The 23,150-nt window shown below is 62.2% G+C and carries 19 protein-coding genes; 10 read left to right on the forward strand and 9 right to left on the reverse strand.

The features are described 5' to 3' along the window. Positions 1-24 precede the first annotated feature (24 nt). Positions 25-1,338 carry a hypothetical protein gene (locus ACILSO_RS13835; protein ID WP_395738012.1) on the forward strand — a complete coding sequence of 438 codons (1,314 nt, stop codon included), beginning with the start codon at positions 25-27 and terminating at the stop codon, positions 1,336-1,338. A 10-nt stretch (positions 1,339-1,348) separates the two neighbouring features. On the opposite strand, the gene ACILSO_RS13840 is transcribed toward ACILSO_RS13835, so the two are convergent. Continuing rightward, the gene (locus ACILSO_RS13840; RefSeq protein ID WP_395738013.1) at positions 1,349-2,122 is read right to left on the reverse strand and encodes a helix-turn-helix domain-containing protein; all 774 of its coding nucleotides are present in this window, start codon (positions 2,120-2,122) and stop codon (positions 1,349-1,351) included. Between the two features lie 182 nt (positions 2,123-2,304). Here ACILSO_RS13840 and ACILSO_RS13845 point away from each other — a divergent pair, with 182 nt between their 5' ends. Further along, positions 2,305-4,086, forward strand: a complete 1,782-nt coding sequence (locus ACILSO_RS13845) for a LamG-like jellyroll fold domain-containing protein (protein WP_395738014.1) — start codon at positions 2,305-2,307, stop codon at positions 4,084-4,086. On the opposite strand, the gene ACILSO_RS13850 is transcribed toward ACILSO_RS13845, so the two are convergent. The 4 genes from ACILSO_RS13850 to ACILSO_RS13865 all read right to left on the reverse strand — a co-directional run bounded on the left by ACILSO_RS13850 (position 4,077) and on the right by ACILSO_RS13865 (position 10,314). After that, entirely contained in the window at positions 4,077-7,439 is a 3,363-nt protein-coding gene (locus ACILSO_RS13850; protein WP_395738015.1) for a PAS domain-containing protein, read from the reverse strand. The two genes, ACILSO_RS13845 and ACILSO_RS13850, sit on opposite strands and share 10 nt — an antisense overlap. A gap of 112 nt (positions 7,440-7,551) precedes the next feature. Then, the gene (locus ACILSO_RS13855) at positions 7,552-8,760 is read right to left on the reverse strand and encodes an FAD-dependent oxidoreductase (RefSeq protein ID WP_395738016.1); all 1,209 of its coding nucleotides are present in this window, start codon (positions 8,758-8,760) and stop codon (positions 7,552-7,554) included. A 21-nt stretch (positions 8,761-8,781) separates the two neighbouring features. Then, positions 8,782-9,177, reverse strand: coding sequence for an SMI1/KNR4 family protein (locus ACILSO_RS13860; protein WP_395738017.1), 396 nt, complete (start codon positions 9,175-9,177; stop codon positions 8,782-8,784). A gap of 39 nt (positions 9,178-9,216) precedes the next feature. Beyond that, positions 9,217-10,314, reverse strand: a complete 1,098-nt coding sequence (locus ACILSO_RS13865) for an alpha/beta hydrolase-fold protein (RefSeq protein ID WP_395738018.1) — start codon at positions 10,312-10,314, stop codon at positions 9,217-9,219. A 136-nt stretch (positions 10,315-10,450) separates the two neighbouring features. On the opposite strand from ACILSO_RS13865, the gene ACILSO_RS13870 reads away from it, so the two are divergent. Both ACILSO_RS13870 and ACILSO_RS13875 read left to right on the forward strand, forming a co-directional pair. Then, a complete protein-coding gene (locus ACILSO_RS13870) occupies positions 10,451-10,837 on the forward strand; it encodes a hypothetical protein (RefSeq protein ID WP_395738019.1) in 387 nt (128 codons plus the stop codon). A gap of 199 nt (positions 10,838-11,036) precedes the next feature. Further along, positions 11,037-11,264: a hypothetical protein gene (locus ACILSO_RS13875; protein ID WP_395738020.1), complete on the forward strand. Its 228-nt coding sequence runs from the start codon at positions 11,037-11,039 to the stop codon at positions 11,262-11,264. A gap of 108 nt (positions 11,265-11,372) precedes the next feature. Here ACILSO_RS13875 and mdoH read toward each other — a convergent pair whose 3' ends face one another. Further along, on the reverse strand, positions 11,373-13,523 hold the full coding sequence (gene mdoH, locus ACILSO_RS13880; RefSeq protein ID WP_395738021.1) for a glucans biosynthesis glucosyltransferase MdoH: 2,151 nt from the start codon (positions 13,521-13,523) through the stop codon (positions 11,373-11,375). Continuing rightward, positions 13,520-14,098, reverse strand: coding sequence for a hypothetical protein (locus ACILSO_RS13885; protein WP_395738022.1), 579 nt, complete (start codon positions 14,096-14,098; stop codon positions 13,520-13,522). Before ACILSO_RS13885 ends, mdoH begins: the two co-directional genes overlap by 4 nt. A 104-nt stretch (positions 14,099-14,202) precedes the next feature. On the opposite strand from ACILSO_RS13885, the gene ACILSO_RS13890 reads away from it, so the two are divergent. Continuing rightward, positions 14,203-14,469, forward strand: coding sequence for a hypothetical protein (locus ACILSO_RS13890; protein ID WP_395738023.1), 267 nt, complete (start codon positions 14,203-14,205; stop codon positions 14,467-14,469). Positions 14,470-14,572: 103 nt separating this feature from the next. After that, the gene (locus ACILSO_RS13895) at positions 14,573-16,066 is read left to right on the forward strand and encodes a hypothetical protein (RefSeq protein WP_395738024.1); all 1,494 of its coding nucleotides are present in this window, start codon (positions 14,573-14,575) and stop codon (positions 16,064-16,066) included. Positions 16,067-16,305: 239 nt separating this feature from the next. Here ACILSO_RS13895 and ACILSO_RS13900 read toward each other — a convergent pair whose 3' ends face one another. Then, positions 16,306-17,649 (reverse strand): DUF1501 domain-containing protein, encoded by a 1,344-nt coding sequence (locus ACILSO_RS13900; RefSeq protein ID WP_395738025.1) that lies wholly within the window; start codon positions 17,647-17,649, stop codon positions 16,306-16,308. 185 nt (positions 17,650-17,834) lie between these two features. On the opposite strand from ACILSO_RS13900, the gene ACILSO_RS13905 reads away from it, so the two are divergent. From ACILSO_RS13905 to ACILSO_RS13920, 4 genes are all read left to right on the forward strand, one after another. Further along, positions 17,835-18,311 carry a type II toxin-antitoxin system VapC family toxin gene (locus ACILSO_RS13905; RefSeq protein WP_395738026.1) on the forward strand — a complete coding sequence of 159 codons (477 nt, stop codon included), beginning with the start codon at positions 17,835-17,837 and terminating at the stop codon, positions 18,309-18,311. Next, complete coding sequence (locus tag ACILSO_RS13910; RefSeq protein ID WP_395738027.1) at positions 18,308-18,496, forward strand: hypothetical protein; 189 nt, start codon at positions 18,308-18,310, stop codon at positions 18,494-18,496. Before ACILSO_RS13905 ends, ACILSO_RS13910 begins: the two co-directional genes overlap by 4 nt. 278 nt (positions 18,497-18,774) lie before the next feature. Then, positions 18,775-19,500, forward strand: coding sequence for an RNA polymerase sigma factor (locus tag ACILSO_RS13915; RefSeq protein WP_395738028.1), 726 nt, complete (start codon positions 18,775-18,777; stop codon positions 19,498-19,500). 53 nt (positions 19,501-19,553) lie between these two features. After that, the gene (locus ACILSO_RS13920) at positions 19,554-22,475 is read left to right on the forward strand and encodes a serine/threonine-protein kinase (RefSeq protein ID WP_395738029.1); all 2,922 of its coding nucleotides are present in this window, start codon (positions 19,554-19,556) and stop codon (positions 22,473-22,475) included. Positions 22,476-22,487: 12 nt separating this feature from the next. Here the strand turns inward: ACILSO_RS13920 and ACILSO_RS13925 are convergent, their stop codons facing one another. Beyond that, positions 22,488-23,126: a tetratricopeptide repeat protein gene (locus ACILSO_RS13925; protein ID WP_395738030.1), complete on the reverse strand. Its 639-nt coding sequence runs from the start codon at positions 23,124-23,126 to the stop codon at positions 22,488-22,490. Positions 23,127-23,150: the final 24 nt, after the last annotated feature.

The raw sequence follows: 23,150 nt of genomic DNA on the forward strand, positions 1-23,150 counted from the left end.
ACACAAACACACGCGCCGCCTTCCATGAAACAATCCCTGCTGATCGTCTTGTCGCTTGGCTTCCTTGTCACGATTGCAAAAACAGAACGGCCCCAAAATGAGATCAACGCCGGCGCAGGCCTCGTGGACATCACGCCCACAGGTGAGGTCACACTCGCAGGATCGCCTTCCCCCAAAAAGACTTCCGAGGTAAAGACACGCCTCTACGTGCGCGCCCTCGTGCTTTCAGCCAACGACACCAAGGTGGCCATCGTCACGTTGGACACACTGAAGTATCCCGTGGAGCTCACCGTGAAGGCACGCGCCAGCATCGAGCAGGCCACCGGCATTCCGGCAGCAAACGTCATCATCTGCTCCTCGCACACGCACTCCGGCCCGCTCTGGCCCTATTATCCAGACAAGCTCGTCACGCCCATCACGGAAGCTGTGAGCAAAGCCGCGCAGGATCTCACACCCTGCACGCTCGGCATGGCGCGCGGCCGCGCGGAAGGCGTGGCCGAGTGCCGCCGCGTCATCAAAGACGGCCACGCTTGGAACCGCTGGCAGCTCAAACCGGACGAGTCAGACAAGTATCCCGCCGAAGCTCCTGCCGATCCCGACTTCGATCTCCTCGCAGTGCGCAGCGCAGACGGAAAATACAAAGCCATCCTCTACAACTTCGCCTGCCACGCCGCCAACAACCGCGCACCCCTCATCTCCGCCGACTATCCCGGCGATGTGGAGCTGCACGTGCAGAAAGCGCTTGGCTACCCGGTGCCCACCCTCTTCCTCACCGGTGCCTGCGGCGACGTGAACCCCATCTACAGCGTTCGGCGCGATCTCTTCCAGGAACGCCTCGGCGGCGAAATCCTCCACTGCCTCGAGCGCCTGGAGCCCATGGCAAAACCCACGCTCGCCATCGACGCTCGCGAATTCCAGATGCCAGGCCGCGAACACCCCGAATTCAAAGAAGCCGAAGTCGCACGCAACTGGCCCGGCCAGCTCGAGCACTATCGCAAAGCCTACACCAGCATGAAGGAGCGCGAGAAGCCGAGCTACCTCTACTCCCTCACCGGCATCCGCATCGGCTCAGACTTCGCCATCGTGACCAATGCGGACGAGCTCTTCTGCAGCATCGCCATGGACATCAAAAAGAAGTCTCCCTTCAAGCACACCATGACCGTGGAGCAAACGAACGGCGCCCACGGCTACGTCCCCAGCGCCAAAGCCTTTGAAGGCGGCAGCTACGAGACCTGGTTCGGCGAACACTCCTACCTCACCACGAAAGCGGCGGACATCATCGAAAAGCAATCACTGGAAGTGCTTGGCAAGCTCCGCACCCAGGAAACGAAACCGTAAGCACTCAGCATCACCGCCGCGAAACACGATACTCCACGGGTGTCGCGTCAAAGGCGCGTTTGAAATGCTGGCCAAATCTCGACACATCCCGATACCCCACGCGACGCGCGATGCGGGCCACGGACAGGCGGGTGAGGCTCAGAAGTTCCGCCGCTTTTTCCAGGCGCAGCTTTTGCAGGTACGCCTGAAAGCTCAGGCCGTGACGGCGGCGAAACAGTCGGCTCAAATTCCCGGGGCTGGTGAAGGCGACTTCGCGCGCCACCTCCGTGAGCTTCAGCGGGCAGTGCAGGCGAAAGGCCAGATGCGCGGCAGCACGCTGCAGCGGATCGCCCGCAGGCTCGGACGCATGCGGCATGGCCTCGGCGATCCGAAACCACACCGCCTCCACATGGCTGCGCGCCGCATCTTCAGCCGCTGCGGGATCTCCCAGCGCGATGGTTTCCACCAGATGCTCATGCTCATCCGCCAGCACACGATTGTCAGGAAAGTAATCCTCAAAGCCCTGCTGATGAAACGTGAGCAAACTGTCCCACACACGCCGCCACGTCTCTCGCAGCAGCGGCAGATCCGCCAGCTGGATGATGCACTCGTGCAGCTCGCGGTCCGCACTCCGAAAGGCCGCATAGTCGCGCTGCCGCACCGCGTGCGTCACACGTTTCAGAAGCGCGCGCAGCTGCTTGAGCGCCGCCGGTGCGGAGCCTGCGTTCATGGCGGCATGCCTCGCGGCAAAGCCCTCCAGCACAGAGCGCAGTTCGGAAAGCTTGCGTACATCGGTGAAATTCATGCGTCGGTGGATATGCGAAATCAGGCTTCAGTCTATGCGGCAAAGATCAAAAGGAGGCGCGCCGTTTTCCCTGCATTGAAAACGCAGCCGCGAGCGCGATTGATCATTCCACCACCGCCCCCGCCTGTGCCAAATCCACCCATCGGCATACCAGCAGCAGCGAATCTTTTTCAGCCCTTCCCATGAAACCCCTACTCTTTCTCTGCACTCTTCTGCCACTGGCCTGCCTCGCCGAAGTCTGGCCGCTGGACACCGTGGACAGCGCGCTCCTGCTGCATGGAGAGGCCGCTTCCGCGCCCGGTGCGGTGGCGCAGAGCTTGGTGCTCGATGGCGCATCCGTGATCGAACTGAAGAACAGCAGCGCCCTCGTCAGCGGCTCCACTTTCACCGCCTCCGTCTGGTTCAATCCCTACTCCCTCCACGGTGGCCAGCAGATGCTCATCGGCAAAAACCGCTACTCGCTCGGCGAGCGCCAGTGGGGCATCACCGTGGAGCCGGACGGCAGACTGCGCGCGCACCTGCAGCAGCAGAAGCGCTGGAGCGAGATCACCGGCGCGCAGCCCTTGCAGCCAGGCCGCTGGCACCTCGCCACACTGGTGGTCACTCCCGAACGCGCCGCTCTGTATCTGAATGGACAGCCCGCTGGAGACATCAAGCTCACTCAGCCCATCCCCGCCACCGCCGCGCCGGTCACACTCGGTGGCATCTTCGATGAAGGCAGACCCCGCCAGCAGTTCATCGGAGCGTTGGATGAGGCACGCATCGAGTCACACGCCATGTCAGCCGCAGACATTGCCGCAGCCTATCATCCCATCGAGGCCACACATGATCTCCCGAAGTCTCTCACCGCCGACTTCCCTCTGTGGGACGCCACGCAGAAGCTCCCCGCCGCTGCAGATCTGCCACTGCTGCAGGGAACCGAGTTCCACGTCATCAAAAAGCGTGCCCCGGATGCAGACGGCGCCCGCTGGACGCTCGGCGTCGGTCTCGCCTGGCACAAAGGCAAGCTCTATGCCTCCTACGGCTTCAACAAAGGCAGCGAAAACACTCCTACCGAAGAAGCTCATGTCCGCATCAGCGACGACGCCGGCCACACGTGGAGCCCACCAGTCGTGATGGACTCCGGAGAGGGCAGCCTCGGCGTGAGCCACGGCGTCTTTCTCTCCCACAAAGACAAACTGTGGGCCTTCATGGGAGCCTTTTATGACCGCTTCCAGCGCACGCACACACGCGCCTACACGCTGAATGAAACCACCGGCGCATGGGAGCCACACGGCGTGGTCGTTGACTCCGGATTCTGGCCCATGCAGGAGCCGCAGAAAATGGCAGACGGCAACTGGATCATGGCCGGCGCACGTGTCTCCAAAGGCTACGATTTCAAAGGTGACCTCCCTGCCGTGGCCATCAGCCATGGAGATGACTTCACCCGCTGGGATCTCGTCGTCATCCCAGTCGTGCGCGGTCTCGGCAATGTCTGGGGCGAATGCACCGTGATCGTGGATGGCACTCGCATCATCAATATCTCCCGCTACGGCCAGAAAGCGCAGGCGCTGGTCAGCGCCAGTGAGGACTACGGCCGCACCTGGAAGCCCGCCGTACCTTCCAATCTTCCCATGGCCACCAGCAAGCCCTACGCAGGCACCCTCAGCACCGGCCAGCGCTACCTCGTATGCACCACCACGGCAGACACCGGAGGCCGCCGCTCTCCGCTCACCATCGCTGTCACTCGACCGGGAGAAAACGTCTTCAGCAAAGTCTTTCTCATCCGCCCTTCCGTCTTCACCGGCACTCCAGGAGTCTCGGATCCCAAGGCCGACTTCAGCTATCCCTACGCCATCGAGCACGAAGGCCGCCTCTACATCGGCTACACGCATAAAAGCCATGCCGCCAACGAACTCGCCGTCGTCCCCGTAGCTGCACTCGCTCCAGCCGCTGCCGCCAAAACAAAAGCCGCTCACCCCTGAGCCGCGCCAGCACCGCTGCCGGAGCCATGCTGCTCCAGCCGCTGGCGCAAAAGACCGAGGTCGAGCGGTTTCACCAGGTATTCATCAAATCCGGCCTGCGCCGCAGTGGCGCGGTCTTCATGGCTGCCGTAGCCGCTCATGGCCACGAGGAGGCTCCCGCACATGGAGGGCATGCTGCGCAGCTGCCGGGCCACTTCAAAGCCGTCCATGCCTGGCAGTCCGATGTCCAGCAGCACGACCTCCGGGGCGAATTCGGCAGCGGCGGCCAGGGCGTCCGGGCCGGTGAAAACGGCGCGCGTCTCGTGCCCGCGGCGTTTTTGCAACATGGCCAGGCTGCAGGCGGAGTCTGTGTTGTCATCCACGATGAGCATGCGCCGCGGAGTTTCCCGCCTGGCGGGCGGAGAAGGGGCCGGTGCAGGTGCCGAGGGTGTGGCAGTGAGCATGGGCAGGCGCACAATGAATTCGCTGCCATGGCCCAGCCCCGCGCTGCGCGCCTCCACAGTGCCGCCGTGCAGCCGCACCAGCCGCTGCACCAGGCTGAGGCCGATGCCCAGCCCGCCATGCGAGCGGTCCAGCGCTCGGCTGGCCTGCACAAACAGGTCAAAAACATGCGGCAGAAGTTCCGGGGAGATGCCGTGGCCATCATCACGCACGCTCACGATCACCTCCGGCTGTCCCGTGCTGGCGCAGGTGCTTGTTTCTGCCGTCACGGAAATGCGCGAGCCTTCCCCGCTGTATTTGCAGGCATTGCTCAGGAGATTGCCAAACACCTGCTCCAGCCTTGTGGCATCCCCGTCCACAAACAAGGGCTCCTCTGGCAGGTGCAGCGTCAGCTCCTGCTGCTGTGCGGCACAGCTGGAGCGCTGCAGCGTGGTGGCGGCGGTCAGCACTGCCTCCAGGCGCAGGGGCTGGCGGCGCAGCTCGATGCGCCCTTCCGTGATGCGCGCCACATCCAGCAGGTCGTCAATCATGCGTGTCATGTTGCCGATCTGGCGGCTGATGGTGTCCAGCGCCTGGGCTTGATCCTCAGCACTGGCGCCGGCGGTCTGCAGCAGCTCCGTGGCATTGCGCAGCGGTGCCAGCGGGTTGCGCAGCTCATGCGCCAGCATGGCCAGAAACTCATCCTTGCTGCGGTCAGCACGCGCCAGATCCGCCACGCGGTCTGCGAGCGTGGCTTCGATGCGCTTGAGCTCGCTGATGTCCGTCAGGGTGCCAAACCACAGCGTCACCCGGCCCTCGGCGTCCTTCTGCGGAATGGCCCGCGTAAGGAAGGCGCGGAAGACGCCGTCCGCGCCACGCACGGGAAAGGTCATGTCAAAAGGCTCTCCACTGGTTACGCTTGCACTCCAGCGCGCGATCACTTCGGGCAGTATTTCGGGGTCATGCACGTTCTGCCAGCCCCAGCCTTCCATCTCTTCCGGCGTCTTCCCGGTGTAGTCATACCAGCGCTGGTTGTACCAGAAGACATGGCCGTCCGGACGGGACATCCACGCCAGATGGGTGATGGCATTGGCCATGGTGCGGAAGCGCGCCTCGCTTTCATGCAGCGCGCTTTCCATCCGCATGCGCTCCAGGCGCGTCCAGATTCGCGTGGTCAGCTCCCGCAGCAGCTCGATCTCCTCAGCCCGCCACACATGCGGCTCGGAATGGTGGATGTTCAGGGTGAAGCGCCAGACTCCCTCCCGCACCAGCGGCATGCAGACAAAAGCCTTCATCCGCAGCGGCTCGTAGGCCTGCGCATCCGTGCGCGGATCGTTGCCGGTGTCGCAAATCACAAAAGGCTCGCCTTTGCGAAGGGTTTCCTGGTATTCCGGGGAGAGATACTCCGCCAGCTTGTATCTTCCCAGGGAGCTGGGCACATCCGGCCGATGCCAGGCGTGCATGACTTCGCATTCGCCTGTGGCGTCGTCGATGTCCACATAGTTGAAAAGGGAGAGCCCCATGTGCGGGCCCAGTCTGGCGCCCACCACGCGCACGATTTCCTCCACACTGTCCAGCGTGGTCAGTTCCTGGCTGACCTCCGCCAGCAGCTGGGCGTCCAGCTCCGCCTGCCGCCGCTCCGTGATGTCCCGTGAACTGGCCAGCAGCCGCAGCACCGCTCCGTTCGCCTCCGGGATGGGAGAAAGCGCCACGTCAAACCACTTGTACTCACCCCGCAGGGTGCGCGCACGCCCCACCATGCGGCCGCTGCCTCCCGCCGCAGCGACCTGCACCGCCGCACGCGCAGCCTCACGCTCCGCACCCTCCCACATCTCCACCCAGGACTGCCCGACGAAGGGTCGAAAATCCTCGATTCCCAGCAGTTCCTGCCCGCGCTGGGACATGGAGATCAGCTTGCCGTCGAGATCGAGCACCTTGATGCAGTCACGGCTTCCCTCCACAATGCTGCGGTTGAAGTTCTCGCTCGCCCGCAGCGCCTCCTCGGCCTGCGCACGCTCAATGATGTCCGCCGCCTGCCGCGCCAGCAGGTCAAACAGACGCAGGTCATCCTCCGTGGGCAGGTGCGGCTGACGCCACTGCGTGGAGACCATGCCGATCAGCCGGCCAGATCGGGAAAGCAGCGGCGTCGTCTGGCAGGCACGGATGCCCGAACGACGAAACTCCTCCAGATCCGCGGTGCCTGCCAGTTTGGCACTGGCTTCCACATCGTTGATGAAGGTGCGCTTGCGCTGAAGCAACGCCTGGCCGCAGCTGGTGAAACAATCGAGACCCACGGTGGACCAGTATGCAGCGGAAAGTGGATGAAACCCGCGCCAGCCCAGCAGCCGGAGCGTTTTTTCCCCCTCGTCGTACATCTGAATGCTGGCCATGTCCGCGCGCATGATGGCGATGGCGGTGTCGAGAATGTGCTGGTGCAGCTCCGACGAGTTGTCCTGCTGGATCAGACGCACGCTGAACTCCTGCAGCAGGCGCAGGGCGGAGAGTTCATGCAGCGCCTCCACACGCGCCTGCTCTCGCACCGTGGTGTCTGAAAAGTAGCAGACCACGCCGTGCCTGCCATTCGGCAGCATCGTGCGCTGAAGCTCCCATTCGTAGTTTCGGCCCTGGCTTTCCTCCGCGCCAGGGCTCCGGTAGCGCTCACCAGTTTCCAGCGTGTGGCGGAACAGGCGCGTAAGATGCTCGCTGCGCTGCTGCCCGCGCAGCTCACGCACGATTTCACTGAAATCACGCCCGATCACCGGCTCCACCGGCTCAAACACATGCCGCGCCAGTTCATTCACACGGATAAGCCGGAACTCGTCGTCCACAACGTACATGCCCCCGGGCGCCTGGTCTAGAAGCGTGGCAAAGAAGGTCTCATGCGTGGTTGACGCCTCAGTCTCGTCAGAGATTGCCGGTACCAGGGCGCTCATGAATGGGAAAGCATGCTCCTTTGTTCTAGCCTAGAAGGATCTGGTCATTCAAGGGGAAAAGGCGCCAGACATACGGTTGTTGTAGGCGCATGCACTCGCGTTTCGGGTCCACTCAGGAATAATCGACACCCGCCTTCAAACTCGAAAACGGTCCCGTCTTCCCGCCTGCCATCGTTGCCGTCATTTGCCGCCGCAGAGGTGGGACGCGCTGGATGATGGGAAAGGCGAGATCGCGCAGCCAGCCAAGCGGCAGAAAATCCGACTGAAAAAACGGCGTCGTCCATCGTGTGGCAAACTGGTAGAAGCGGAGGTGCTTGCGCCGGATGCGCGAGTATTGCGCCAGCGCTTCAGGCAAAGAATGCGCGGCCAGTGCATGGGCCAGCTCCGCCGCATCCATCAGCGCCAGATTCACCCCTTGTCCAAGCTGCGGACTCAGCGCATGCGCGGCATCGCCAAGAATGGCCACTCGCTCTCCGTGCCACCGCTTCATCCGCACGTCGTGATACGCCGCCGTGGCAACCTGGGCGTGCGACTCGATCTGCGAAAGAAAACCCTCCGCCTGCGGTGCCAGCGCGAGGACATCCCGCTTCCATTCCGCCAGCGGCGTGTTCCTCCAGCGTTCGATCTGATCGAGCCGGATGCTCCAGAACAAACTGAGCAGATCGTGCCGCGTGCCAGTGGGCAGAAAGCCCGTGAGCTCGCGCGTGGAGCCCACGCATTGCCATAGCACCTGCGGATCAAACTCCGGCGTGCGTTGGCCGATGAACCACAGCGCTCCCCACGGATAGCGGCTCACACGCGCCGGCACCCCGCTCTGATCCCGCAGCGTGGAGTGCGCACCATCGCAGATGAGCAGCAGATCATAGGGTCCGTGCGCCGCGCCGTTCGAGTCGTGCAAACTCGGACGCTGCGCACCATCCCGCGTCAGTTTCGCGATGTGCGTGTTCCAGAGAATCTCCGCACCCGCCGCCTCGGCGGCATCCAGCAGCAGATCCAGCAGCGTCGCGCGATGAGTCCCTGCACCAAAAAGCTCACGGCCCAGCTCCGCATAAGGCAGATGCAGCAGCACCCGGCCGGATCGCGTGCGGCAATGGAGTTTGGAAATCTTCGCGATGTGAGGCAGCAGCGCATCCGCGAGCCCAAGCTCATGCAGCACTGCCATGCCCGTGGGTTGCAGCATGAATCCCGCCCCCACCGGCAGCTTCTTCGGCGCCTGCTCAAACAACGTCACCCCATGCCCCGCCCTCGCCAGATAAATCGCCGCCGCAGGTCCTGCCGTTCCGGAACCAACAATGGCAATGCGCAAGTGGGGCTGAGGCATGCAGGATGAGCGCGTGAATCTTTATTCTTCTGACACAACAATGCGCTTGAGCATGTCGTCGAACGAATCCGCCACTCGTCGCGCAATGGTTTGTCCGCCGTAATAGTTGATGTAGTGAACCACGTTCTGACGGTCAATCACATAGAGATTGCCCATCTCGCAGTCGGCGACAGGCAGCACTCCGTCCGCCTTCAGATCATCGTGTATGTCCAGTCTGAGCAGCACCGCTTTGACACCGAAAAAGGTCAGAATCGGAAACTCCGCCTTTCCATCGACAGATCCACCCACGAATGCGCCTCCATACACAGAGGCGAAATCTCGATACTCCCTGGGCAGCGGTCGCCCAAGGGCCTGTTCGATCGAGGCCAGTTGCATTTCGGTAAACGGAACAGCAGGTTCGATGGGTGGATTGAACATCAGTGGTATCCTCGATCCGAAAGCTTGGACTGACACTCCTCACCGAAACAGCTTCGGCGCAAACTCCGTCAGATAATTCCGCCACACCGGCCACGAATGATCTCCCGCCGTCTCGTGCCACTCATGCTTCACGCCGCTGCTCTTGAGATTCTCAATGAGCTGGTGGTTGCGCTCCAGCAGAAAATCTTTCTCTCCGCAGGCGATCCACAGCAGCTTCACCTTCGCATTCGTTCCTGCCGCATCGTCCAGTGCGGGCTTGATCTCATTCTCATCCACCGCACCGCTGAAAGAGCCGATCCACGCAAACCGGTCGAGGTTCGTCATGCCGATGCTCAGCGCCTGCCAGCCGCCCATGCTGAGCCCGGCCAGAGCGCGCTGCGCAGGATCTTTGGACACGCGATAGTGGCTTTCCACCAGCGGGATCGCATCCGTGAAAAGTTCGTTTTTGAAAGCAGCCAGCGACAGCGCGCGGCGGTCCGCCATGTCTCGCGGCACCTGGCCCAGCGGATGGCCGTCAATCATGAGCACGATCATCGGCTGCGCTTTGCCGGCGGCGATGAGGTTGTCGAGAATCCAGTGCGCCTTCCCATGCTGCACCCACGTCTCGTGGCGGTCGCCGGAGCCGTGCTGCAGCACAAAGAGCGGGTATTCCTTCTGCGTGCCCGCTTCATACCCCGGCGGTGTGTACACCCACGCACCGCGCTGCTTGTTCAGCGCCTTGGAAAGGTACGTGTGCTGGTGCACCGTCCCATGCGGCACATCCTGAAAATCCCACGGCGCAGGCGGATTCGCGGGGATGTGCAGAATGCTCGAAGTAGGGCTGCGCTGCGGCTTCTGCGCCGTGTTCGCAGGGTCGATCATGCTGAGTTCATCCACCACAAAGCTGTATTCCCACACTCCTGCGGGCACGCTGGGCACGCTCAGCGTCCACAGGCCTTCGGCATCCTTCGTCATGGCGGTCGTTTTTCTGTCCCACTGGCCGCGCACCGCCACGCTTTGGGACTTGGGTGCACGCAGGCGGAAGACGACGCTGTGGTCATCCTGGACCTCCGGTGAAAGGACCGGCCCGCTTTTCTGCTGGGCGGGGGCGGTGCAGACGCAGGCAAAAACAAGGGCGAAAGGGAGCAGCAGCTTCATGGTGGCCCTGATGCTGGCACGGTCGCGCGCCGATGGGAAGAAGGAATCCAAATCCCCTGCGGGACAATCAGGGCGCGTTTTTTTGAATACAGCCCGGCAGGGAGCGTCGAATTCAATGAACAAACCCTCTGTGACTATGAAAAAGAAATTCATGCTCCTTCTCGCGGCGGTGATCACTCTCGGATCGCTTAGCTCATGCGTTGCGCCCTACGGTACTGGTTACGGGTACGGTTACGGCTACAACAACTACTACCCGGGCTACTACGGTGGCTTGGGCGGCTTCGGCCTCTACAACAACTATTACTACAACCGCCCCGGCTATGTTTATGGCGGCTACCGCAGCCCCTACTATGGTCGCACTGGCTTTTCCAGCTATCGCCCCAGCTACGGTGGTTATCGTCCCGGCGGCTTCGGCGGCTATCATGGTGGCTACACCCATGCCGGCGGCTTCGGCCACACGGGTGGTTTTAGCCACTCGGGCGGCGGCTTCCATGGAGGCGGCTTTGGTGGCCACCACCACTAAAAAGAACAAGCTCTCGGCGGCTGCCCTCAGCCTGCTCTGACTTTCAAACCGTCTTCTTCACGCAGCGCCCAAAGCATTCCTCTGGGCGCTGCTTTTATGTCGTGATGATGAACTGGCTGAAAACTTGCTGCCTCCTCAAACCCGTCCCTCGCGGAACCGCACACCTTTTCCGCCCGCGGCGTCCCAACTCGCCCATCGTATGAAAACAAAACTTCTCCTCCTCTGCTCCATCAGTCTCGTTGCAGGCCCCTTGACTTCCTGCGTCGGTTATGGCGGCGGCTATGCCTATCGTCGTCCCTACTATCCTCATCACCACCATCCTGGCTACTATCGCGGCTACCGAAGCAATCCCGGCAGCCTTGGCGGTTACCGCGGCGGCGGCTCCGGAGGTGGCTTCGGCGGCAGCTTCGGTGGCTTCACCCGGTAAAGAGAAGAGACACGCTGAATACGCTCCGCGCTAATCAAGAGCGCGAAGGCGTTCTGAAGTCTTCCAGCCCACCGCAACTTTCACCCGCCGAAAACTCAGGGCGAGCGTTTACCCCAACTCCACGTCCTGCCGCGCCAGTGTATGTGCGAACGGGCTGGTGGAAGCCAGATTGTACTGCCGGATCGCGGTGGCCCAGAACGGCGCAAGTTCGTGGTCCGCGGCACTCCAGATGCGGTAGTGCAGATTGGTCACCGTGTCGGTGTCGTGCATGAGCGCTTTCAGCTCCTGCGCATTCAGCGTCTGCGGTCCTTGGGTGATCAGCCGGTGGCTGATCTCCTTCAGATACGCCGAGGACACCTCAATGGTGCGCCGGCGGCGCAGCAGGCTCACGTGCAGGCCGTTTACATACGGGTCCAGGCACACCTGCATGAGCCCGAAGTGACGCTCCAGTTCCGGCGGGAGCTGGATGCGGTCTTTGATCTCCTTCAGGTTCTGCTGCATCGTCTTGAGCACCGTCGGCGGCTCATATTCTTCCGTCGTGAGGAACAGTCCGAGCCGGCGTCCGCTGCGACCGCTGGAAACCAGCGCCGCCACCAGGATGGAAACGATCAAGGAGAACAAAATGGGGCTGATCCAGGTGAAGAACTCCGCCGAGACATACCAGCCCAGCACCGCCCACGCGACACCCAGCAGAGTGACGCTGAGAAAGGTGAAAATGATCTCGCTCCAGTTTAGGCCGCCGTCGATCTTGCGGCGCTGCGTCACCCAGCTCACGCTCTTGCCAATGAGCGTGTAAACCACAAAGCGCGCGTGGAAGACCATGAGCACCGGTGCCATCAGCGTAAACACCACGGTGTCGAGCAGGCTGCTGAAAAACGTCAGGAAGCGCAGCCGCAGCGGCTTGAACATGCGTCCGGTGATCACCTCATCCAGCAGGATCACCGTCTTGGGCAGGAAGATGAGCATGGCGGTGACGCCGAGCAGGATCTTTTCCGCCAGGATGGCCTGCGGCTGCGAGTGCGCCGTGGGGGTGGCCGCCAGGTAGGTGGCCAGCACCAGGAAGAGGAACCACAGCAGGGAGCTGACATAGCTCAGGATCCCATGCAGGAAATTGATGCGGCTCATCGGGTGCCAGCCTTTGGCAAACAGCAGCCAGAGGTGCTGCATGTTCCCCTGGCACCAGCGGCGGTCCCGTTTCAGCATGTCCACCAGCGTGGGCGGGCCTTCTTCGTAGCTGCCTCGCGTCGTGGGCAGCAGTCGCACAGCGTAGCCCGCTTTCCGCATCAGTGCGGCCTCCACAAAGTCATGGCTCAGGATGTGCCCGCCGAAGGGCGCATTGGCCGGCAGCGGCGGCAGCGCGCAGTGCTCAATGAACGGCGCCAGTCGCAGGATGGCGTTGTGCCCCCAGAAGTTTGCCTCGCCACACTGCCAGTAGTCCAGCCCCGCCATGAAGGGCGGGCCGTACAGCGCCTGCGCAAACTGCATCACACGCCCCAGCAGCGTGTCCGCGGCGATCTGCTTTGGAAACGTCTGCAAAATGCCGATGCCCGGATTTTTTTCCATGATGCGCACCATGCTCGTGAGCAGCGCGCCGGACATGAGGCTGTCCGCGTCCAGCACCACCATGTAGCGGTAGCGCTTGCCCCAGCGGCGGCAGAAGTCGGAGACGTTCCCGCTCTTGCGGTTGATCTGCTTGCGCCGGCGGCGGTAGAAGATGCGGCCAAAGGCCTTGAGCTGCCGGCACAGCTCCAGCCACGCGGTTTCTTCCTCGATCCACTGGCTGGCTTTGTCCGAGTCGCTCAGGATGAAAAAGTCGAAGTGCTTGGACCGCCCCGTGGCCTCCAGGGAAAGGTAGATGGAGCGCAGGCCTTCATAGACGCGCGTCACATCCTCATTGAACACCGGCATGATGATGGCGGTGCTGGCGGTAATGGGCTGCTCGAAGTCCTCCTTGTTCAGGGAAAGCCACAGGCTCAGGGAGTCGGGCTGCGGACGGTTCATCAGCCACACGCCGAAGAGCGCGGTCCAGAATCCCACATTCAGCTGGTAATACAGCGGGATGAACACCAGCAGCAGCCCCCATTCTGAAAGACGCATGCCGTTTTCCGAAAGGAAGATGTAGGACAGCCATGCACCCACAATGGTGCCCAGGCCCACGAGGGAGAAAAACGTGGCGCGCCGCGTGCGGGAGATCTGCTTGGGCGGCATCCCTGCGGTCATCGCGATGTTCGCGGTCTGGCTGCCAACGGGTGCGCTCATCCGAAGAGGGAGTAAAGGTAGCCCAGCACGCTGCCGATGATGATCACCAGCACCGAATAACGCAGGATGGGGTGGCGGCCGAGGCGGTCAAACGTGTCGTCCGCCACATCGGTAAACATGCCCAGGTCGATGTCTCGCGGGGTCATCTTGCTCACCTGCATGCCCGGGCCGGAGGTACGGATGGCGGAGCGCATCGCCTCGGCCATGTCATCCGGCATGTTCTGCTCATCCAGAAAGAACTGCGGCCAGCGCGAGGGCCCGCCGGCCAGATGGAAGCCCAGGCGCCCCGTGGCCTCCAGTTGTGCTTCGCTAAGGTTGAGGTCGCTGTAAATGGAGCCCAGCCACTCCCGCAGCATGACGCGCGCCTGCTCGATGGAGTGCGCCGTCGGCGTGCGGGTGGGGTCCTTCGCATGCGCCTTGGCCGCATTGCGCAATGTCTCAAGAATGAGCTGCGTGCGGCGGATGCGGTTGTGCAGCTGGTACGAACGAAAGTAGTCCGCGAGGCGCGCATACGCCTCGTTCCACTCTTCCTCGGTGCCTGTCGCGGGGGCGAACTGAATGTTGACTGCTTCCATGGCGGCTCAAATCTGAGCCGTTTGAGAATGCGCACTTTTGATGCCGTGAAAAGAGGATTCGTCGTGCGTTGACAAAGTCAGGCAAACCCCGGTACGATGGGAGCATGAGCGAGTTCATCCGGCAGCATTCGTTTGCAACTGGCGTAATGCTTGCGTCGTGGGTGGTTTCCCTGCGGCTGGTGTTTGGACTGTGGCTGCTGCCAAAATTTGGCACGGTGTCGCGGCTCCGGAAGGTGCTTTGGTCCTTCGTGGCCCTCGTTCCTCTGGTGGGGCCGCTGTTCTACGGTGCTTTTTTCAATGTGCCGCGGTACCACCGCGCCGGGGATGGGGTGCAGCCCGGCATGCCTGGGCACGGCTGGAGCGGCTATTGAGCGCCGGAGTCGGCGCAATCCCTAAGCGTTGCGGGTGCTTTTAAGAAGACCCCGCATTTTTGCTCTTGTCACTCCCCGCATTCCTCCTTCATGGTCTGGCGCCATGTCCCTGCGCCCACACACCCTGGCTTTCCTGAGCCTGCTGGCTGGTTCTTTCGCACAGGGTGAGCCGCGCCCTTGGACCAATGCACAGGGCAAGCAGGTGCAGGCAGAGTTTGGCGGCCTCAAGGACGGCAGCGTCACCCTCATTATGGCCGGCGGCCAAACTGCCACCGTGGCGCTTGCCAGTCTCTCTGCCGAAGACCAGGCCTGGATAAGGCAAAACAACACCGCAAAGCCCCCGCCCGGCACTCCCTCCGCAGATCCCGCGGACGCGCAGCGCATCCCCTGGGACAAACGCCGCATGCCCACTGACGTGAAGGAGCCCATGCTCTACATGAACATCAAGGTGGTGAAGGAAGAGCCCGGCTCCTGCATCTACGAGTCCGGCCATTTCCAGTTCAAGACCAGCGCCAAGCTCGGCGTCATCCTCATGAAGGACGTCTGCCGCGCCTTTGAAAGCACCTACGAGCTGGTGCGCCTGATGCCCTGGGGCATCATCCCCAGGCCCGAGGAGGGACGCACCAAGTTTCAGGCTGAGCTTTATGCCTCGCGTGAGCAGTACCTCGCCACCGGTGCCCCGCCCTGGTCTGGCGGCGTCTATGTGCGCCCGGACAAGGTCTTCCGCATGCCCTTCAACGAACTCGGCATCTCCAACACCGTCGGAGCCAATGGCGCCTATTACCGCAAAGGCGAGATCAACAACGACACCATCACGCATGAGATCACGCATCAAATGATGCATGAATATCTGCCCTACATGCCCGTGTGGCTCATCGAAGGCCTCGCGGAGTACACCTCCAATCTCGCCTACAAAGGGGGCGTCTTCTCCGTGAGCGGAGACGGCGTCTCCTTCCTCGCCAAGCAGCCCGGCTCACGCAATCGCGGCCTCATGAACGCCATGCGCTACAAGCCCCAGTGGATCGGCGTCAAGGAGACGTGGGGCTACACCACGGACATCAGCACCCGCAACGAAATCAAAGGCTTCAAGATGTCCGACCGTGATAACGGCCAGCGCCGGAATGTCCGCGCCGCCGGTCCTCCGCCCTCCATGGAAGACCTTGGCAACCGCTACCACTCCTCCCACATCCTCGCGTATTTCTTCGTCCACGAAAACGGCGGCAGGCACCTCATGCAGTACTTTGACGCCCTGCATGAGGAAAAGAAAAAATGGCCCGTCTTCTGGGAGCAGGTGAAGGCCTACGACGCCGCCGTGGACAAGCTGCGCCCGGCCTACGACGCCTATCGCAAAGCCATGAACCAGTTCATGCAGGAGCCCGGCGTCAAAGACCTCGGTGGCGGCCGCTTCTCCTACCCCAAAAACCTCACCCCGCCCGCCCCGCCTCCCGATCCGCCCAAGGAACCCGAGCCCCCCGAGGGCACCGATCCCGACGCCGTCTGCGCCAAACACCTCAACATCCTCCTCAACGACCGCTCCCTTGACCAGATCGAGCAGGAAATCAGGGCGATGTTTCAGAAGAATGGGTTCAGTTTGTGACGTGGCAGTTCCCCTGCCCCAAAAGCCTTTGGCCACGAGTCAGGACCGCCTCGCTTGTTTGAAGTCATCGGAAAGTTTCAGCCTGAGGGGATCCGGGTCGGTACGAGTTATCGCGGTCAAACATTCTGAGGAGGAGGCTGCTGAATAGCACACAGAGAACCTGTTCAGAGGTATTCTCTGCGATCTTCCAAGCTCTGCTTTGCTAAATCAGCGCCTCCCTGAAACCTGCCAAGATCGCCTTACGCGATCACTTCCTGGATCAGTCGTCCGCCGTTCACGATGTCCACCGGACGCACGTTCTCCACCACAATGCGCTTGCTGGCATTGATGCCCAGCAGGCGGTACATCGTGCGCGCAAGATCTTCGGGTCCCACAGGATTCTCATCCGGCTCACCTCCCAGGGCGTCTGACTTGCCGTAGACAAAGCCTTTCTTCATGCCGCCACCTGCCATGGCCACGGAGAAGACACGTGGGTAATGGTCACGGCCGTTCGTGCTGTTGATGCGCGGTGTGCGGCCAAATTCAGAACTGACCAGCACCAGCGTCGTGTCCAGCATGCCACGTTCATCCAGGTCCTTGATCAAACGCGAGAAGGCGATGTCAAACTGCGGTGCCTGGCTTTCAAAAGCGCCCTTGATGTTGGAATGGTGGTCCCAGCCGCCGTAGTTCACCGACACCATGCGCACTCCGGCTTCGACCAGACGACGGGAAAGCAGGAAGCGCTGACCGGCGGCATTGCGGCCGTATTCATCGCGCAGCTTGTCCGGCTCCGCGTTGAGATTGAAAGCTTCGCGCGCCTTGTCAGAACTGATGAGCTTGTATGCGGCCTGATAGAAGTTGTCCATCGCACTGAGGCCGTCGGATTTTTCCGTCGTGCGGAAGTGCTCGTCCACGGCGGAGAGCAGATTGCGCCGGCGGTCAAAGCGCTTCGGATCAATGTCCTTCGGCGAGGCCAGGTCGCGCACGGTGAATCCTTTGTCCGCGGGGTCGCTGCCGAGCGCAAAGGGGCCGTATGCGCTGCTCATGTACCCGCTGCCCTGCTCAGGTGCGATCATGCTGGGCACTGCCACGTACGGCGGCAGATTGTTCCGCGGCCCCTGCTCGTGCGAGATGATGGATCCGAAGCTCGGGAACTTGATCGCCGGGCTGGGGCGGTACCCCGTAAACATGTTGTGCGTACCACGCTCATGCGCCGCCTCCCCGTGCGTCACCGAGCGGATGAGCGTGATCTTGTCCAGAATCTTGGCGATGTTCACAAACTGCCCGCCCACATACTCGCCTGTCACACCCTTCACCGGAGAGAACGGCCCGCGATAGTCCGGCGAGGCAAACGGCTTCGGATCCCACGACTCATGCTGCGCCATCCCGCCCGGCAGATAGATGTGGATGATCGACGTCGCGATCGGCCGGTAGCTTTCCACCGCCGGCATCGCCAGCGTCTGCTCCGCCGCCTGCAGCTTCAGCAGGTTCGGCAGCGTCAGTCCCAAGCCAGCCATCGCCCCCACCTGCAAAAAGTCACGCCGGCCCTGGGCGGTGGTGAAGAGATTGCTATGATTGCCGGTGCAGAGACGATGCATTTTCATGGTGCTGTTTTAGTGAATTTCACCAAAACCTACCATGCAACCATCACCCATGTTGCGCTCACACCCCACTATGCCAAGACCAGCGCAATGATGCGCAAGCGAGGCGCAGGAGGAGGTAAGTTCACCTCCCATGCAGCCTTGAATTCAAAGCTCGACTTTGCGATGTCGAGACCTAGCCTGCGGCGATGAATCAGCTCATCTTTGTTGAGACCAGCATTCCAAGTTTCTATTTCGAGACCCGGCCTGGAGCAGCCATGCAAGCACGACGGGAATGGACCCGTGAGTGGTGGAATCTGGCAAAGTGGCAGGATGAGCTTGTTTCATCACTCTGGGTCATTCGCGAGCTGGAGGACACACCCGAACCCAAGCGGACAGAGTGTCTCACTCTGCTTGAAGATATTCGACTGCTGCAGTCCGCGCCCGAAATTGACGTCTTGGTGGATCAATATATCGAAAATAAAATCATGCCCTCCGATGCAGACGGTGATGCCAGACACTTGGCCGTCGCCACTTTCTGGAAATGTGATATTCTTGCTTCGTGGAACTGCAAACACATCGCCAATGCCAACAAGACCGACCACATCCGGCAGGTCAATGCCAGGCTGGGCTATGATACTCCCAAACTCATCACACCGTACGAACTGCTAGGAGTTGAACCATGAACACTTCTTCCACATCTCAACGAGATTCAGACGACCTCGAATGGCTTCGTGAGATTCGTCGTAAAATCACTTCGGACTTCGGCCACGATCAAAAAAAAATCGGAGATTATCTCCGCGAGCGGGAGAAACTGATGGGTGATCGCATCGTCCGCAGCCAGGACCGAATTGTGCCGGCAAAGACCTAGACCAGCCCTCGAAAAGATTCTCATTCCGACTGCGAGCGCAGCGGCCCCATTGGCAAGGCGGGAGTACCGCATGTTATTTGAAAATAACAGGCATGAGACCATGGGCCGCGCCGCCGTCCGGGCAAGGTGGCAAGATTTTAAGAGCTGGTCTGAATCAGGCTTTTCTCGCCTGCGTGACACGGCTGCTCTTTCGCGCCAAGAGCCAGGAGACCCACCCGCCACTTCCCCCCGCAACGATTGCCTTCCGATCCGTCAGGGAAGCGGTTATGCTTTCCGCCATGCCTCCGTCCACCCCTGCCACCTCGCACTTTAACACCACGCGTTGGAGCCGCGTGGTGCTGGCGCGGGATCCTTCCACCGAAGGGCGTGAGGCGCTGCAGCAGCTCTGCGCCACGTATTATGCGCCGGTCATCGCTTTCCTACGTCGTGAGGGGCGGACGGAGGAAATGGCCCGTGAGCTCGCGCATGACTTCTTCGCCACCGTGCTGGCAGGCGGCTCCATCGCGCAGGCGGAGCAGTCGCGCGGACGCTTCCGCTCGTACCTTCTGGGCGCGGTGAAGCATTTTCTTTCTCATCGGCGCGAGGCGGCGCTGCGCCTTCGCCGCGGCGGTGGAGAGGTGCCTCTATCCATCAATGACGACGAAGCACCCATCGCCGTCGCAGATTCCAGCCAGCTCTCTCCGGACGCAGCCTTCGACCGCGAGTGGGCTCTCACCGTGCTCAGTCGCTCGATGGAAGCCCTGCGCCTGGAGCAGGCTGCCGAAGGCCGCGGCGAAGAATTTGCGCGCCTCCAGCCCTGGCTCAGCGGCGAGGCCGCGCATGGCGACCAGGCCGCGCTCGCGGCCTCCCTCGGCATGAATGTAAACACGCTCAAGGCCGCCACGCACCGCCTGCGGCAGCGCTTCCGCACTTTGGTTCGGGAAGAGATCGCCGCCACGCTGGAAGACGAGTCTGCCCTGGATGAAGAAATGCAGGTGCTCTTTGCCGCGCTGAGAAACCGCTGAAGAAAAATGTTTTTTTCCACAACCGTTTCCTCCGCACACGTCAGGCACCCCGCATGAGCCAGACTTCCCCCACCCCCAGTTCTCTGTGCACCCGTTGCGGGGACGCACTGCCCCCCGGCTACCAGCCCGGTCTCTGCCCCGTGTGCCTGATGGATCTGGCCATGCGCCCCACGCACGATGTCACACTGCCCGTGGCCCCGCCGCAAAAGCCGCTCTCACCCGAGGAGCTTGCCCCACACTTCCCGCAGCTCGAAATCATGGAATGCATCGGCCGCGGCGGCATGGGCGTGGTGTACAAGGCGCGGCAGAAAACACTCGACCGCCTCGTGGCGCTGAAGCTTCTGGCACCCGAGCAGAAAAAGGACGCCGCTTTCGCCGAACGCTTCGCCCATGAGGCACGCGCACTCGCCGCGCTGAATCACCCCAGCATCGTCACCGTGCACGACTTCGGCGAGTCCGGCGGCTTCTTCTACCTTCTCATGGAATACGTGGACGGCGTGAACCTCCGCCAGGCCATGCGCGGCTCCCACCTCAGCGCAGAGCAGGCGCTCGCCATCGTGCCACCCATCTGTGAGGCGCTGCAATACGCCCACGAGCACGGCATCGTGCATCGCGACATCAAGCCCGAAAACCTCCTGCTCGACAAAGCTGGCCGTGTGAAGATCGCCGACTTCGGCATCGCCAAAATGCTGCGTGGTGGAAAAGCCGTGGCTGAATCAGCACACACCAGCGCCGCTCCGCACAGCACCGTGGTGGCAGGCACGCCCGAGTACATGGCGCCCGAGCAGCGCACTGCCTCGGCCACCGCGGATCACCGCGCGGACATCTACTCCCTCGGTGTCGTCTTGTATGAACTCCTCACCGGCAAGCGCCCGCCCAGCCCGCTCGAACTCCCCCTCCACGAAGCCGGCCCCAAAACCCTGCTCGATGAGATCGTGCGCCGCGCCCTGCAGCAGGATCCCGCCGAGCGCTACCAGACCGTCGCCGAGCTGCAGCAGCACCTCGCCACACTTTCAAACCCCACGGTGGAGATGCCGGTGCATCCACGCGAGACCTACCAGCGCTGGTTCTGCTGGCTGCTGCGCGCAGCGGGCGTCGTGTGCGCCTGTTACGGCGTGACCTGGCTGTCCAAGACCGAAGTCATGCGCAGGCCGGTGGTCATTCCTCTCTGGCTGAACCTGTCGCTGCTGTTCTTCATCGCCGCGTGGGTGCTCATCGTCCTTGCCCGCTGGCTCACGCGCATCAGCTACCGGCAGCTCCTCATGCCGCCACGCGTGCACACAGAAATTGCCGGCCTGGTGCTCCGCCTCGCAGGCCTCTGGGGGATAGGACAGGCGCTGGCCATGCTGAGAGTTTTCTGGCTTCAGAGCGACCCGGGCAGCCTCATTTTGGGATTGCTGCTGCTCTGCTTCAGCCTTGCATTCTTTCGCTTTGAGCATGCTCTGGCTCCCATGGCCTACGCCATCCCTTCCTGGAGGCCCCTGCCCTATGCCGACACCCCGCGCAGACGCCACATCTCCGGTCACGCCTTGGTCGGCGCCCTGCTGATGGCCTATCTGCTGGTGTTGATCTCCGTCTTCCTGAAACTGCTTCACCGCAGGGTCGGTTATGAGGCAGGCATGGATTTGACCGTCGGCCTGCTGCAAACACTGGCCTTCTGGGCCTGCGTCACCGCCATGGCCAGCACTCTGGGCTGGGCGGCGGTGAATCTCATCCGCGGCTCAGCCGGTCGTCTCTTCGGCCTCGGACTCGCATGCGCCGTCGCGCTCGCCCTGCCGCTCTACCTCGGTTTCGCCGTCCTCGTCTTCCTCGTTTACCGGACGGCGACGAATCTCTCCCTCTCCTTCATCACTCTCCCAGACGGCAGCGTAGTCGAGGATCTGTCACGGCATCCCACCATGCTGGCCACTGCCGTTGCCTTTGCGGTGGCCGCCTGCCTCGCGTGCTGGCTGTGGGTCTGGAAAAAACTCCGCGCCCTGCCCCGCCCGGTGCCAGGCGCCCCGCTCCTCCCGCGCACCGCCTTTTCCTTCGCCGGCGGCCTCGCCTTCGCCACCCTGCTCGTGGCCATGTACTCGCTCACCACGCGCATACCCGCGCCGCCGCCTAAAATCGCCGAACCCTCCAGCCCCGCCATGTCCCCGGCTCAGGCTCCTGTGCTGCCATCCGGAGACTCCTCCAGCAAGCCTCAGCCCAACACCCCGCTGCCCCCCTACGAGCCCCGCTTTGCCCGTCATGTGGAGCGCCAGCTAAACCTCCGACTCTTCATCCACGGCTATAGCCACACGTTGCCCCAGGGCTCCCTCAAGCTGCCCCCCGACCGCCGCATGATGACCCTGAAGCTCCCCGACCTCAGAGACGACGAAGGCCGCCACACGCTCAATGGCTCCCTGCTCCTCTCCCGCAATGAAGAGTCACTCCTCGTCATGAGCGAAAAAGCCATGCCAGAGATGCGCTTCACCGTCTCCCAGCGGACCGAAGAAGCTCTGCCCAAAGAAATGGTGATTCCCATTCCCCAGGCAGGCACCCGCTGCCTCGGCAGCCTGTTCGGCGCTTATGTCATCGAGTCTTCCGCAGACCTGCAGGAGCACCTCCAAAACCACCCCGACACCCTGACCGCCGAAGACACCACCTGGCTGCGCCAGCGCCACGCAGACCTCATGGTGCAGGCAAATGAAGATGGCACCATGGCCCTGCGCCTCTTCGGCGGCAGCGCCGTCCCCGTGCCTCACACCCTCCCGGCGAACGCCGACTGGCTCCAGCTCTCCGACCGCGAATTCGCCAAGGCACTCGTCAAAGCCTACGCCTCCATCCCCGCCGAAGGTGGCTCCACGCTCATACGCGAGCAATCACCCGCCCTCCTCGCCTTCGCCACCCGCACCCACTTCGGCCTCATGGAAAACCTCGGCCCCTCCAAGCCCGGCGCCAAAGACGCCCGCATCCGCTTCGTGCGCCTTTCCTTCAATCCCTTCCGCTAAATCCCGGCGCCGCTACTCCCACCCGCGCAGCTTCACATGCACCTGCGCCACACGCCCCATGTAGTGGTCCATCGAGTAATCCTTCGCCGCCTTCAGCATGTGCGCCTTCGCCTTCACATCATCACCCGTCGCTTCAAAATACAGCCCCAGATACAGATGCGCGTAGCAGCGGTGATTGCGCAGCCGCTCTCCCTCCCCTTCCTCCGCCGCCTTCAGCACCGCCTCCTCGCTCCCCTTGCCCGCAAACAGCTCATGCACCTCCTTCATCGGGATGCGGCTGTCTCCCTCGATCGGAATAAAGACCTTCCGCGCCGCCTCCACGCCCTCCCCTTTCGCGATGCACAGGAAATGCCACGCCGCGTTCTCCACATCGTTCCCGTTCACCGTCTGGTGCACTTCAAACTGCTCCCGCCCTCCCTTGAAATCACCCGCGTAATACAGCGCCAGACCCCGCTGCCACAGCTGCGGCTTGGCATCCGGCACCAGCGCGATCAGTTGATCAAACGCCGCCACCGACTCCTTCGGCTTCGCCGCAAAGAACAGGCTCACCCCTTTCTCAAACAGCGTGTTCGCCGCAGGCTTCCCCTCCTGCGCGCTCAGTTGAAACAGCCAAGCAGGCACCAGCAGCAGGAGGAGAAGAAATCGTTTCATCGCAGGTTCAAAACGTGGGCTTCA

Source organism: Prosthecobacter sp., from assembly GCF_044226605.1.
GTDB lineage: Bacteria > Verrucomicrobiota > Verrucomicrobiia > Verrucomicrobiales > Verrucomicrobiaceae > Prosthecobacter.

What these genes read in the sequence shown, in the direction of transcription:
- ACILSO_RS13910 (WP_395738027.1), top strand. Translation starts at nt 18,308, where the DNA reads ATGAACACTTCTTCCACATCTCAACGAGATTCAGACGACCTCGAATGG.
- ACILSO_RS13845 (WP_395738014.1), top strand. Translation starts at nt 2,305, where the DNA reads ATGAAACCCCTACTCTTTCTCTGCACTCTTCTGCCACTGGCCTGCCTC.
- ACILSO_RS13855 (WP_395738016.1), bottom strand. Translation starts at nt 8,760, where the DNA reads ATGCCTCAGCCCCACTTGCGCATTGCCATTGTTGGTTCCGGAACGGCA.
- ACILSO_RS13920 (WP_395738029.1), top strand. Translation starts at nt 19,554, where the DNA reads ATGAGCCAGACTTCCCCCACCCCCAGTTCTCTGTGCACCCGTTGCGGG.
- mdoH (WP_395738021.1), bottom strand. Translation starts at nt 13,523, where the DNA reads ATGAGCGCACCCGTTGGCAGCCAGACCGCGAACATCGCGATGACCGCA.
- ACILSO_RS13875 (WP_395738020.1), top strand. Translation starts at nt 11,037, where the DNA reads ATGAAAACAAAACTTCTCCTCCTCTGCTCCATCAGTCTCGTTGCAGGC.
- ACILSO_RS13915 (WP_395738028.1), top strand. Translation starts at nt 18,775, where the DNA reads ATGCCTCCGTCCACCCCTGCCACCTCGCACTTTAACACCACGCGTTGG.
- ACILSO_RS13840 (WP_395738013.1), bottom strand. Translation starts at nt 2,122, where the DNA reads ATGAATTTCACCGATGTACGCAAGCTTTCCGAACTGCGCTCTGTGCTG.
- ACILSO_RS13835 (WP_395738012.1), top strand. Translation starts at nt 25, where the DNA reads ATGAAACAATCCCTGCTGATCGTCTTGTCGCTTGGCTTCCTTGTCACG.
- ACILSO_RS13885 (WP_395738022.1), bottom strand. Translation starts at nt 14,098, where the DNA reads ATGGAAGCAGTCAACATTCAGTTCGCCCCCGCGACAGGCACCGAGGAA.
- ACILSO_RS13850 (WP_395738015.1), bottom strand. Translation starts at nt 7,439, where the DNA reads ATGAGCGCCCTGGTACCGGCAATCTCTGACGAGACTGAGGCGTCAACC.
- ACILSO_RS13905 (WP_395738026.1), top strand. Translation starts at nt 17,835, where the DNA reads ATGAATCAGCTCATCTTTGTTGAGACCAGCATTCCAAGTTTCTATTTC.
- ACILSO_RS13865 (WP_395738018.1), bottom strand. Translation starts at nt 10,314, where the DNA reads ATGAAGCTGCTGCTCCCTTTCGCCCTTGTTTTTGCCTGCGTCTGCACC.
- ACILSO_RS13925 (WP_395738030.1), bottom strand. Translation starts at nt 23,126, where the DNA reads ATGAAACGATTTCTTCTCCTCCTGCTGCTGGTGCCTGCTTGGCTGTTT.
- ACILSO_RS13900 (WP_395738025.1), bottom strand. Translation starts at nt 17,649, where the DNA reads ATGAAAATGCATCGTCTCTGCACCGGCAATCATAGCAATCTCTTCACC.
- ACILSO_RS13890 (WP_395738023.1), top strand. Translation starts at nt 14,203, where the DNA reads ATGAGCGAGTTCATCCGGCAGCATTCGTTTGCAACTGGCGTAATGCTT.
- ACILSO_RS13870 (WP_395738019.1), top strand. Translation starts at nt 10,451, where the DNA reads ATGAAAAAGAAATTCATGCTCCTTCTCGCGGCGGTGATCACTCTCGGA.
- ACILSO_RS13895 (WP_395738024.1), top strand. Translation starts at nt 14,573, where the DNA reads ATGTCCCTGCGCCCACACACCCTGGCTTTCCTGAGCCTGCTGGCTGGT.
- ACILSO_RS13860 (WP_395738017.1), bottom strand. Translation starts at nt 9,177, where the DNA reads ATGTTCAATCCACCCATCGAACCTGCTGTTCCGTTTACCGAAATGCAA.